At 42.0% G+C, this 12,392-nt stretch carries 8 protein-coding genes; 4 read left to right on the top strand and 4 right to left on the bottom strand.

Going from position 1 to position 12,392, the window contains the following annotated elements; translation table 11 throughout:
- Window positions 1-15 precede the first annotated feature (15 nt).
- The gene (gene fkpB / locus H571_RS0103980) at window positions 16-465 is read right to left on the bottom strand and encodes an FKBP-type peptidyl-prolyl cis-trans isomerase (protein ID WP_027848184.1); all 450 of its coding nucleotides are present in this window, start codon (window positions 463-465) and stop codon (window positions 16-18) included.
- A 232-nt stretch (window positions 466-697) separates the two neighbouring features.
- On the opposite strand from fkpB, the gene H571_RS16165 reads away from it, so the two are divergent.
- The 4 genes from H571_RS16165 to H571_RS0103960 all read left to right on the top strand — a co-directional run bounded on the left by H571_RS16165 (window position 698) and on the right by H571_RS0103960 (window position 7,900).
- Entirely contained in the window at window positions 698-2,692 is a 1,995-nt protein-coding gene (locus tag H571_RS16165; RefSeq protein WP_051168135.1) for a methyl-accepting chemotaxis protein, read from the top strand.
- A gap of 103 nt (window positions 2,693-2,795) precedes the next feature.
- Complete coding sequence (locus H571_RS0103970) at window positions 2,796-6,101, top strand: type ISP restriction/modification enzyme (protein WP_027848183.1); 3,306 nt, start codon at window positions 2,796-2,798, stop codon at window positions 6,099-6,101.
- Complete coding sequence (locus H571_RS0103965) at window positions 6,094-7,209, top strand: AAA family ATPase (RefSeq protein WP_027848182.1); 1,116 nt, start codon at window positions 6,094-6,096, stop codon at window positions 7,207-7,209. The genes H571_RS0103970 and H571_RS0103965 overlap by 8 nt, the downstream gene beginning before the upstream one ends.
- A complete protein-coding gene (locus tag H571_RS0103960; RefSeq protein ID WP_027848181.1) occupies window positions 7,202-7,900 on the top strand; it encodes a DUF4276 family protein in 699 nt (232 codons plus the stop codon). The genes H571_RS0103965 and H571_RS0103960 overlap by 8 nt, the downstream gene beginning before the upstream one ends.
- 13 nt (window positions 7,901-7,913) lie before the next feature.
- Here H571_RS0103960 and lspA read toward each other — a convergent pair whose 3' ends face one another.
- From lspA to ribF, 3 genes are read right to left on the bottom strand one after another with little or no spacing between them, the layout of a single operon-like run.
- Window positions 7,914-8,459: a signal peptidase II gene (lspA, locus tag H571_RS0103955; protein WP_084482655.1), complete on the bottom strand. Its 546-nt coding sequence runs from the start codon at window positions 8,457-8,459 to the stop codon at window positions 7,914-7,916.
- A complete protein-coding gene (gene ileS / locus H571_RS0103950) occupies window positions 8,452-11,304 on the bottom strand; it encodes an isoleucine--tRNA ligase (RefSeq protein ID WP_036217528.1) in 2,853 nt (950 codons plus the stop codon). The genes lspA and ileS overlap by 8 nt, the downstream gene beginning before the upstream one ends.
- 36 nt (window positions 11,305-11,340) lie before the next feature.
- Entirely contained in the window at window positions 11,341-12,357 is a 1,017-nt protein-coding gene (ribF, locus tag H571_RS14120) for a bifunctional riboflavin kinase/FAD synthetase (protein ID WP_084482653.1), read from the bottom strand.
- Between the last annotated feature and the right edge of the window lie 35 nt (window positions 12,358-12,392).

The following is a 12,392-nucleotide window of genomic DNA, read 5'->3' as shown; positions in this document are numbered from 1 at the left end:
TTATTTCTACCTGTATTACTGAAGCGTTGCTGGAGTTACATCCACAATTTCAACTTTAAAGGTTAGCGTGCGTCCTGCTAACGGGTGGTTAAAGTCAACTTCTACCTGACGGTCATTAATTTCAACAATAACGCCGGGTAACTCGCCGCCAGACTTATCAGTAAAACCAATAATCATACCTTCTTCCAGTTCATCAATATTAGTGAAGGTAGTACGCGCAAACTGTTGCACATTGCTTGGGTTATGCTGACCAAAGGCTTTTTCTGGAAGCACTGTAAAGCTCTTTATATCGCCCGCCTGCAAACCTAAGAGGCAAGACTCAAACCCTTCGGGCAAATTACCGTCACCAAAGGTTAGTGTTGCTGGTTCTTTATCAAAAGTAGAATCTACAGCTTCGCCATCTTCTAAAAGCAATGCAAAATGAAGTACAACCCGAGTACCTTCACTGATTTTTAAGTCTTTCATGGTGTTTTCCAGCAAAAATAAGAAAAGTAAACTTTAGCATGATTGTTGGTTAGTTACCTGCCTAGTCGTTGGTTTTAGGGTTAAGCTAGAGGTTAGGTTTTGAGGAAAAAAACATTTATGCATAAAATGTAATTTAATGCTGATATTTCTTACTTAAGTTAAGTATTATTGCATTATGTAAGCCGGATGCTAAAGCATTAAACGGTTTGACTTGCTGAGCGGAGAAGTGAAGATGAATAAAAGTAGTCAACCATCAGGAATTTTTAGCTGGACGCTAGGAAAGCAAATTTTGGCAGGCTTTGTAGCTGTTTTAGCTATTTTAAGCTTGCTAGGTGTTACTGCAATAATGAACCTAAACGAAATACGCGATAAGTTCGAAGGCTTGTTGCAAGCAACACAGGTAGAGCGCTATGCCTACCTAACCATTTTAGATGAAAAAAATTACCTCTTAGAAGGTAAAGAAGAAATACATCAAAGCGCCCTAAACAACATGAATGTCATTCTAGGTGCGCTAGATAAAATAGATGCTACAAGCGAAGATCAGGGGCTATTAAACCGTTCCAAAACAGCACGTACTGGCACTAACGAATACCGTAAAGGCTATGATGCTGGTGTTAAAGCTTTGCAGGCTAACGAAGCTGCAGTACAGCTAATGATAAAAAATGGTTTAAAAGTTGCAGAGTTAGCAGAGAACCAATACCAAAGAGAAGCTTCAAGTGCAGCTTTAGGTGTTTGGACAACTGCATTAGAAATTATGCGTAATGAAAAAGAAGAACGCATTCATGCCGACCGTAAGCATTACAACAGTATGTTAGAGCTACGCAAAAAATTAGAAGGCTACTTTAATCAGCTAGACCCAAATCGTATAGATAGGTCGGTTAATGAAGCAAGAACAGCGACCGATGAGTACTTTTCAGCCGCTGCTGCCTGGATAGAAAATGATGACAAGCTAACTAAAGAAATTTTGCCACGTATGGCTTCTTTAGGTCAGGAAGTTATTAGTCAGGCAGAAAGAGCAGCAGAAGAAGGTGCTCAACAAATGGTTGCGACACAAAACCAGAGCATCAAAATTATTACTATAGGTGTATTTGTCGCCATCGTTATAGGTTTGCTGCTAGGCATGATTTTGTCTCGCTTAATTACCCGCCCACTGATTGATGGGGTGAATTTTGCCAAAGCCATAGCCGCAGGCGACTTAACTCAGCGTATAGACCCTAAACACCTGCGCCGCTCCGATGAAATAGGTGGTTTAGCTGTAGCCTTGCAAGAAATGGTTGACCATTTAAATGAGTTAATCAGCGGTATTAAAGCGTCGGTTAGTAGTATTGGTACAGCCTCTAGTGAAATTGCTGCAGGTAACTCAGACTTATCTCAGCGTACAGAAGAGCAAGCTTCTAGCCTTGAAGAAACCGCCGCAAGCCTAGAAGAATTAACCTCTACCGTTAGACAAAATGCAGACAACGCACGTCAGGCTAACCAGCTTTCAGCCGCAGCTAATGAAGAAGCGGTTAAAGGTGGTGAGAAGGTTCGTCATACAGTAACCAAAATGAACGAGCTGTCTGCTAGTGCCAATAAAATGAGTGAAATTATTAGTGTTATAGATGGTATTGCCTTCCAGACTAATATTTTGGCATTAAACGCAGCAGTTGAAGCTGCCAGAGCAGGTGAACAAGGGCGTGGTTTTGCAGTGGTTGCAGGTGAAGTGCGCTCCTTAGCACAACGCTCTGCCGCAGCAGCTAAAGAAATTCAAGACTTAATTAAGCTAGATGGTGAAATTGTTAGTGCGACTAGCCAAATGGTGAATGAGTCTGGCGAAAGCATGGAAGAAATTATTGGTTCTGTTAGACGTGTAACCGATATTATGGGCGAAATTTCAGCAGCTTCAGACGAACAAAGCCAAGGCATAGAGCAGGTTAACCAAGCAGTAATGCAGATGGACGGTGTAACCCAGCAAAACGCAGCGCTTGTTGAAGAAGCGGCAGCGGCAGCTGAATCACTAGAAGAACAAGTTATTGCTTTAGATAAGGCAGTAGCAGAGTTTCGTATTAACAATGCAGCTAGCCAACCCAAGCAAAACAAAAAGCCGAGTGGAGCACAGCCTAAGTTAGCGGCTAACCAAGCTAAAACACCAGCACCTAAGCCAAAACCAGTTGAAGCACCAAGAAAAACTGGTAAACCCTTACCAGCACTCAAGCGCCAAAGCGATGATGAGTGGGAAGAGTTTTAACTCTTAACTACTAAACTAAAAGCCTTCTTAATTGGAGGCTTTTTTTTGTTCTGCAATAGCCTGTAAACTAAGCGCTATAAAAATTAAGGAAAGGTAAAGGTTTATGGATGTTAGTCAGTATATTGAAAAAATTAACAGCCGTTTGGCACAAGGCCATACCAGCGAACACACTTTCAGAGCTGACCTAGAGCAGCTACTAAGTCATTTGCTACCTAACCACACAATTACAAATGAACCGTCACAAATTACTGACTGCGGAAACCCAGACTTTGTTATTACCCGCCAAGGAATACCGGTTGGTTATATAGAAGCCAAAGACATAGGCAAAAACCTTAACCACAAACTATACAACGAACAGTTTAATCGCTACAAAAAAGCACTCGATAACTTAATTATCACTGACTATGTGTGGTTTCAGTTTTTTGTAGAAGGTGAAATGATTGCTGAAATTCGCCTAGGCCAGTTTGCACCTGATAATGCCAATAAAATAGAACTAGCAGATAGCGATACTATTAGTAAATTTGAAAACTTAATAAAAGAGTTTTCCGTTAAAGTCACTCAAGCAATTAAAAATGCCAGTAAGCTTGCCGAGCTAATGGCCGGTAAAGCACGGTTACTAGAAAGCATTTTAAAAGAAGCCTTGAATAAAGACTTAGAAAATGAACAGCAAACTGAGCTAACTAATCAGTTTCAAGTATTTAAAACCATGTTAATTCATGATTTAACTCCCCAACAGTTTGCAGACCTTTACGCACAAACCCTAGCCTATGGTATGTTTGCAGCTCGTTATCACGACCCAATTTTAGAAACCTTCGACCGTAACGAAGCTGCCCGCTTAATACCAAAATCTAATCCCTTATTGCGTAATCTTTTTCAATCCATTGCTGGCCACAATATTGATGATCGCATAACCACAACGGTAGATAACCTTGCAGAAGTATTTCGCCACGCCAATGTAAAAGAAATTTTAGGCGACTATGGTAAAAGCACGGCACAAACCGACCCGATCATTCATTTTTATGAAACCTTCCTAACTAAATATGACCCAGCTTTACGCAAATCACGGGGAGTTTGGTACACACCCGAGCCAGTGGTTAAATTTATTGTTCGTGCAGTAGATGAAGTGTTAAAAAGTAAATTTAATTTAAAAGATGGCTTGGCAGATAACAGTAAAACCACTATAAAACGAGAAGCCCAAGGTACTAAAGTTACTAAAGGTAAAAGTAAAGGCCAAGCCATAACAGAAGAAGTAGAAGTTCATAGGGTGCAAATTTTAGACCCAGCTACAGGTACAGGAACTTTTTTAGCCGAAACTGTTAAATACCTTTATCAAACCCGCTTTAAAAATATGCAAGGCATTTGGCCTAGTTATGTAGAAAAAGATTTAATTCCACGCTTAAATGGCTTTGAGCTGTTAATGGCTTCTTATGCTATGGCACATTTAAAATTAGATATGCTACTTAGCGAAACAGGCTACCAAGCAAGCTCTAGCACTTCACTCAATAACCGTTTACGTATTTTTCTTACTAATTCATTAGAAGAATATCATCCAGATACGCATACCCTGTTTTCACAGTGGCTAAGTGATGAAGCCCGTGAAGCCAATACAGTAAAAAAAGACACACCTGTAATGGTAGTTATGGGTAATCCGCCTTATCTAGGCGAAAGTACCAGTAAAGGCGACTGGATAATGTCTTTAATGGATGACTATAAAAAAGAGCCGGGTGGTAAGCAAAAGCTGCAAGAGCGTAACTCTAAATGGATAAATGATGATTACGTTAAATTTATGCGTTTTGGTCAGCATTTTATTGAAAAAAATGGTGAAGGTGTTTTAGCCTTTATTAATCCACATGGTTTTTTAGATAATCCAACTTTTCGTGGTATGCGCTGGAATCTACTTAAAACCTACGATGAAATTTATACCATAGACCTACACGGTAATGCTAAGAAAAAAGAAACGGCGCCTGATGGCTCAATTGATGAAAATGTCTTTGATATTGAGCAAGGTGTAAGTATTAATATATTAGTAAAAAATGGTTCCCGTATTAAAAAGAAGGGCGATTTAGGGCAAATATTCCACCATGACCTTTATGGTGAGCGAGTTGATAAGTATGCATTTTTAGAAAAGAATAATTTTAAAGATGTGCCTTATCAAGCAATACCCAATGTTGCACCCATGTACTTTATGGTGCCAAAAGATTTTGAGCTTCAAGGAGTGTATGGTGATTATTTCTCAATTAATAATTTATTTATTGAAAAGTCTAATGGTGGTTTTACTGCTAGGGACAAGTTTACGATTCACTATACTAAGGATAAAGTTGAAGAAACAATTTCTGATTTTATGGTTAAAAATAACGAAGAGGCAAGACTATATTATAAGCTAGGCCCTGATGTTAGGGACTGGAAAGTTCATTTAGCTAAAGAAGATATAATTAAATCTGGGCAAAACTTCAAAAAACATACTACCTCTATTTTATACCGCCCTTTTGATAGTAGATTTACTTATTATACAGGAACATCAAAAGGGATTCATTGTATGCCTAGAGGCAAGTTTATGAGTCATATTTTTGATAAAGATAACACAGCAATTATTGTTGGACGACAAGGGCAGGCAGTTGGTAACTTATCATGGAACCTATGTTTCATATCTAACCATATTGTAGATTTGAATGTTTATTACCGTGGTGGTGGTGTTTTATTCCCTCTTTACCTCTACCCTGACGATGGCAGTGAGCGCCTGCCCAACCTCAACTTGGATGAAATCAAAGCTTTTGAAAAAGCCTTAAACCTGCCTTTTAAGGCTGAAAACTTAGAAAAATCTTTTGTACCTTCTTGCTTGCTTAAGCCTTTTAACTCAAGTAACAACTTGCCAACTGAATTTACACCGATTGATATTTTGGACTATATCTATGCAGTGCTGCATAGCCCCAATTATCGTGAAACTTACCAAGAGTTTTTAAAAACTGACTTCCCAAAAATCCCTTACCCAGACCCTAAAAATTTCTGGCAGTTGGTTGAGTTAGGCGACCAAATTCGTTTGCTGCACTTAATGGAATCACCGCTTTTAGATACACCCATCACCCAATACCCGATGAGTGGCGATAACCTAGTTAAGCGCAAAATTACCAAAACTAGCCCCGGCTATGAAGCAACCAGTGATACACAAGGCAAGGTTTGGATTAACGACAACCAGTACTTTGATAGCGTACCCTTACAGGCTTGGGAGTTTTATATAGGTGGTTACCAACCAGCACAAAAATGGTTAAAAGATCGTCAAGGCAGAGAACTAAGCTTTGATGATATTCAGCATTACCAAAAAATAATTGTCGCTTTAACAGAAACAGCCAGACTAATGTTAGAAATAGACAAGGTTTTTACTATTGCCACTAGTGGAATAAGCCATGAGTAGAAAGTTAGATGCTTTATCAATCGCTGGTTTTAAATCCATTCGCTCACTAGAAGCATTCAAGCTAGAAAACTTGAATATCTTAATTGGCGGTAATGGTGCGGGTAAAAGTAACTTTATTGAAGTTTTTCGTTTGTTACGTGCCATGGTGGATGAAAATTTACGTGGCTATACCTTAGCTAATGGCTCTGCTGATGGTTTCTTTTTTAACGGCCCTAAAGCCACCAGTGAAATTTTAATGCACTTTAAGTTTGGTGCTAATGAGTACCGCTTTAAGTTAGCTACCACAGCCGATGAAGCTTTTATAATTCTTGAAGAAGAACAGAAATTTAAGCTAGGAAACTGGAATTTCATTGCCGAGCAATCACTAGAAAGTGCATTAAATAATGCCAAAAATCGTACAGGGATACATACTGAGCGGGGTGTTGGTTACTACGTTTACCAAGCAATTTCTAGCTGGGTGGTTTATCACTTTCACGACACCAGTGCTAATGCACCTATGCGCCGTTATGAAATTGTAGAGCACCACAACGCACTTGAGCAGGATGCATCTAATATTGCGGCTTTTTTGTTAAACCTAAAAAACCATGCAACCTATAAAGCAGACTATTTAAAAATAGTCGAAAATATAAGGTTAGTAATTCCTTTTTTTGATGATTTTTTACTGGAGCCACGCCAATTTGGTGAGGCTGAAAAAGTGCGTTTAACTTGGCGGCAAAAGGGTTCTGATTACCCCATGCAGCCCTATCATTTATCTGATGGTTCTATACGCTTTATATGTTTAGCAACGGCACTGTTACAGCCAAGCTCTAAACTGCCATCCACTATTTTAATTGATGAGCCAGAGCTGGGTTTACACCCTTTTGCCATAGAAGTTTTAGCTGAGTTAATTCAAGCGACCTCAGAAAGAACACAGGTAATTATTTCTACCCAATCGCCCTTGTTAGTTGATTACTTTGAACCTAATGATGTGGTGGTGGTTAACCGAAAGCAGGGTGCTTCAATTTTTGAGCGTTTAAATAATGATGACCTTAGCAGTTGGCTAGAGGATTACTCATTAGGCGAGTTGTGGCGTAAAAATGTAATTGTAGGAGCGCCAAGCTATGACTAGTTTAGTAATTAATGTGGTTGTTGAAGGCCCAAGCGAACGCGCTTTTATAAACTCAGTTGTTGCGCCTATGCTTGGTAGCCAAGGAATATACATAAATGCATCGGTAGTGGGTAGGTCTGGTCATAAGGGCGGCAATATAAAATTTGACCGTATGTTTACGGATATTAGAAACTACTTAAAACAGCAAAATACTACGCTAGTAACCACCATGATTGATTATTTTCGCTTAGACCCTGACTGGCCTGGTATGGCAGAAATTAGTAAAAGAGAAGCTGGTGGTGAAAAGGTGGAACTTGCAACTAAGCTTGATATTCTTCAAACAGCAACAACAAAAAAGCTAAAAGAAAAATTACCCGATGTTAAGCATTTAGAAAAGCGTTTTATACCTTACATTCAAATGCACGAATTTGAAGCCTTGCTGTTTAGTAGCCCAAGTATACTGGCCAATAAAATTGAGATCACAGAAGAGAAACTACAATCAATCATAAGAAAATACGAAACACCGGAGCATATCAATACTAACCCTGAGTACGCACCATCAAAGCTTATTACACGGCTTTGCACCAACTACAGCTACAAAAAAAGACGCCATGGGCTAATGATTTCTCAAGAAATAGGCTTAAGTTTAATACGCCAAAAATGTAAGCTATTTAACAACTGGTTAAACTCTTTTACTGAAGTAAAGTTTTAGTAATAATTAACGCTTACTTCTCTTTAGCTCCAAAAAATGTTTCCCATATAAGTAGTATTGCTCCTAGCGTTATGGCGCTATCAGCAAGGTTAAACGCAGGGAAGTAGCGGTATTGCCAATGAAAGGCTAAAAAATCGACTACATAGCCGTAAAAAAAACGGTCGTGTAGGTTGCCTAAGGCACCACCTAAAATAAGCGCTAAAGCTAAAGCAGTGATTTTTTCTGTGGGTTTTAAACGATTTAACCAGCCCCAAATCACTAAGCTAGCAACTAGGGCTATGCCTACAAAAAACCAACGTTGCCAGCCGCCACTGTTAGCTAAAAAGCTAAAGGCAGCACCCGTGTTGTGCAGTAATACCAAATCAAATACGGGCAAAACTTCTAGCCTTTGACCGTAACTAAAATGGCTAGTAACCCAAGCTTTAGTGGCTAAATCCATTGCAATAACAATCACTGCAATTAACAGCCAAGGCAGGCTTCGCCTTTGAAAAGCAAGGCTGCTTAAGCCCTGCTTTATCCAGTTTTGCTGCTTACTTTCCTGATTAATTGAATTAGGCATAGCTGCGGCTTTCGCCCTCACCTTCTGGCAGGTTAGTAATGCAACGACCACAAAGGCTTGGGTGCTCTGCATGGCTGCCTACGTCTTCGCGGTGGTGCCAGCAGCGCGCACACTTGGCTTTTTCAGAGGCTTGAACACTAACCTTCAGGCTGGCTAGGTCAGTAGTGCGTGCATCCACTCCTTCGGCAAGTGGCTTTAAAGTCACTTCTGAGGTGAGCAACACAAAGCGCAACTCTTCACCAAGGCGTTCTAAGTCGGCTTTTAGTTCATCACTAACATAAAGAATCGCTTCTGCACTTAAAGAGCCTTTAACCAGCTTTTCATTACGTGCATCTTCTAAGCATTTGTTGACCGCATCTTTTACTTCAATTAAACGGTTCCAGTAATCACGGCTTAAATCACTTTCTGCTGGTAGTGCATAGAGGCCATCGTACCAAGTGGTTAGCAAGACTGAATCGGGACGCTGCCCTGGTAAGGCTTCGTTAATTTCTTCAGCGGTGAAGCTAAGAATGGGCGTAATCCAACGGGTTAAGGCTTCAGCAATGTGGAACAAGGCGGTTTGGCAAGAACGGCGACCACGTGAGTCTTGCTGCATGGTGTATTGACGGTCTTTGATAATGTCTAGGTAAAAACCACCCAACTCACGCACACAGAAGTGGTGCACCTGTTGGTAAACATCTAGGAAGCGGTAGTCAGCAAAGGCCTTAGTAATGCGCTCTTGCAGTTGTAAAGCGGCATCCACTGCCCAGCGGTCTAGGGCGAGCAATTCATCTTTAGGTAACAAGTCTTTGGCTGGGTCAAAACCATTCAGGTTAGAAAGCAAGAAACGTGCAGTGTTACGAATGCGGCGGTAAGAATCGGCAGTGCGCTTTAGAATTTCATCAGAAACGGCCATTTCACCTGAATAATCGGTTGAAGCCACCCAAAGGCGCAGAATATCCGCACCCATTTTATCCATAACCGACTGGGGCGCGACTACGTTGCCCATCGACTTGGACATTTTGCGGCCTTTAGCATCGACCGTAAAACCATGGGTTAAAAGTTGGCGGTAAGGCGGATGACCGTCGATAGCGCAGCCAGTTAATAGCGAAGAATGGAACCAGCCACGGTGTTGGTCAGAACCTTCTAGGTAAAGATCCGCACGGGGGCCTTCTTGGTGACCTAGTGGGTGGGAACCACGCAAAACATGCCAATGGGTGGTGCCTGAATCAAACCACACATCTAAAGTATCGGTAACCTTTTCATAGTCTGCGGCTTCTTCGCCCAGCAGTTCGCTGGCTTCCATTTGGAACCAAGCATTAATGCCTTTTTCTGCCACTTTAACTGCCACGGCTTCCATTAATTCAGTGGTGCGTGGGTGAAGTTCACCAGTTGCCTTGTGTAAAAAGAAAGGAATGGGCACACCCCAACTGCGCTGACGGGAAATACACCAGTCTGGGCGGTTAGCAATCATCGAATGCAGGCGGGCTTGTCCCCAAGCCGGTACAAATTGGGTTTGTTCAATACCGGCTAGGGCTTTTTCTCTTAGCGTTTTACCATCGGTTTTGCTAGGCAAATCCATACCCACAAACCATTGGGCAGTGGCTCGGTAAATGACTGGGCTTTTGTGTCGCCAGCAGTGCATGTAGCTGTGGGTAATTTCTTGGTGGTTCATCAGTGCGCCCACTTCGGCAAGCTTGGCCACTATCTGTGGGTTAGCTTTCCAAATCATCTGGCCGCCAAAAAAACCTAAATCGTCAGAATAAACACCGTTGCTTTGTACAGGGCTGATAATGTCGTCAAATTCCATGCCATGCGCACGGCAAGAGATAAAGTCATCTAAGCCATAGGCAGGCGCTGAGTGAACAATGCCCGTGCTACCAATTTCTGCTTCAACGTAATCGGCTAAATATACTGGTGATAAACGCTCGTAAAAAGGGTGCTTAAAGCGGATGTTTTCTAGTTTATCGCCTGTAGTTGTGGCAATCACCTTACCTTCTAACTGGTAACGGACAAGGCTAGATTCAACCAAGGTTTCGGCCAGCAATAATAAACGCTCGCCAGTATCCACTAGGGCATAAACAAACTCTGGGTGAACGTTAAGTGCTTGGTTAGCAGGAATGGTCCAAGGAGTAGTTGTCCAAATAACCACTGCCGCTGGCTTGCTTAATTCAGCCAAGCCAAAGGCTGCTGCAAGTTCGGCTGTGTCGTTACAGGTAAAGGCAACGTCGATAGCGTCGGATTTTTTATCGGCGTATTCCACTTCGGCTTCGGCCAAGGCGGAACGGCAATCAAAACACCAGTTCACTGGCTTTAAGCCTTTAAATACATAACCGCCTTTAACCATTTCTGCTAGCGCACGAATTTCACCGGCTTCGTTTTCAAAATCCATAGTGCGGTAAGGTTTTTTCCAGTCACCTATCACGCCTAAACGAATAAAATCTTGCATCTGGCCTTGAATCTGTTCGCCAGCGTAGTCACGGCAGAGTTCACGGGCTTTATCGGCAGGCAAGTTTTTACCGTGGGTTACTTCAACCTTGTGTTCAATCGGCAAGCCGTGGCAATCCCAACCGGGCACGTAGGGCGCATCGTAACCATCTAGGGTGCGGGCTTTAACAATAAAGTCTTTAATGATTTTGTTAACCGCATGACCTATGTGAATATCGCCGTTGGCATAGGGAGGGCCATCGTGAAGAATAAACGTAGGGCGACCTTTAGCCTGTTCACGCATACGTGCATAAATATCCATTTCCTGCCATTGCTTTAGGCGCTCTGGCTCACGCGTTGGCAAGTTGCCACGCATAGGAAAGGCGGTTTCAGGAAGGTTTAAGGTTGCTTTGTATTGGTCGGTATTCTTATCGGTCATGGTTATTGTGTCATCAAGGTTGCGGTTAACTGGAAATTAAAGGGGCGCTTGGGTTAGTGGAGCAGGAGCTAGTAGTTTAGCTAGATCACTCGCTAACCAATATTCGCCGGGCTGCCATTGCGCGTTATGCTGCATAAAAAACTGGCGGCACTGAGTAATGTCTTTATTTATTTGGGTGGTTAGTGCTTCTAAACCATCAAATTTCTGTTCGTCTCTAAGCTTAGCAAGTGCAAAAACATTAAGGCGTTTACCATAAAGGTTGCCATTAAAGCCAAGTAAATGCACTTCTAGCGCTGGAACTAGGCCATCTACCGTAGGGCGCAGTCCTATATTGGCAATGCCTGGGCGTGGTAATCCGTTTGGCATTTTTACTAACACACTAAACACGCCATTCAGTGCAGGTTTGCGATCACCTAATAAAAGGTTGGCTGTAGGTACGCCAAGCGTGCGACCTAGTTTGCGACCGTGAACCACTCGCCCAGAAAACTTATGTGGGCGGCCTAACAGCCTAGCGGCTTCACTTAAATTGCCTTTAACTAACTGCTCTCGAACGCGTGTGCTAGAAACCCGCTCATTATCCATTAAAAAAGTTTGCGTGTGCTCAACGCTAAAGCCTTTTTCTGGCCCTAGTTTTTGCAATAAATGAAAGTCGCCTGATCTATCACAGCCAAAACGGAAGTCATCACCCACTACTAGGTGTGCAATGCCCAAACCATCGACCAAAATTTGCTGAACAAATTCTTCAGCGGTGAGTTGGCGTAAACGGCTATTAAATTGCAGGCAAACAATGCGCTCTGCACCGTACTCGGTTAAGCGTTCCACTTTTTCACGAAAACTGTTAATGCGTGGTGGCGCTTTTGCACCGGCAAAAAATTCGCGGGGCTGAGGCTCAAACACCATTACTGTTGCTGGTTGGCGTAGGCGTGCAGCTATCTCCCTCACTTGCTGAAGGATTTGTTGATGACCTAGGTGCACACCATCAAAGTTACCAATGGTAGCTACACAGCCTTGGTGTTCTTTGCGTAGGTTATGAATGCCGCGAATCAGTTCCATTTAGGCTCTGGTTGGTTTATTGAGTAGAAGAATTT

This window comes from Marinospirillum minutulum DSM 6287 (genome assembly GCF_000422325.1).
GTDB lineage: Bacteria > Pseudomonadota > Gammaproteobacteria > Pseudomonadales > Halomonadaceae > Marinospirillum > Marinospirillum minutulum.
Note: the sequence above shows the minus strand (reverse complement) of the source record. Positions and strands in the feature narration are given on the sequence as shown.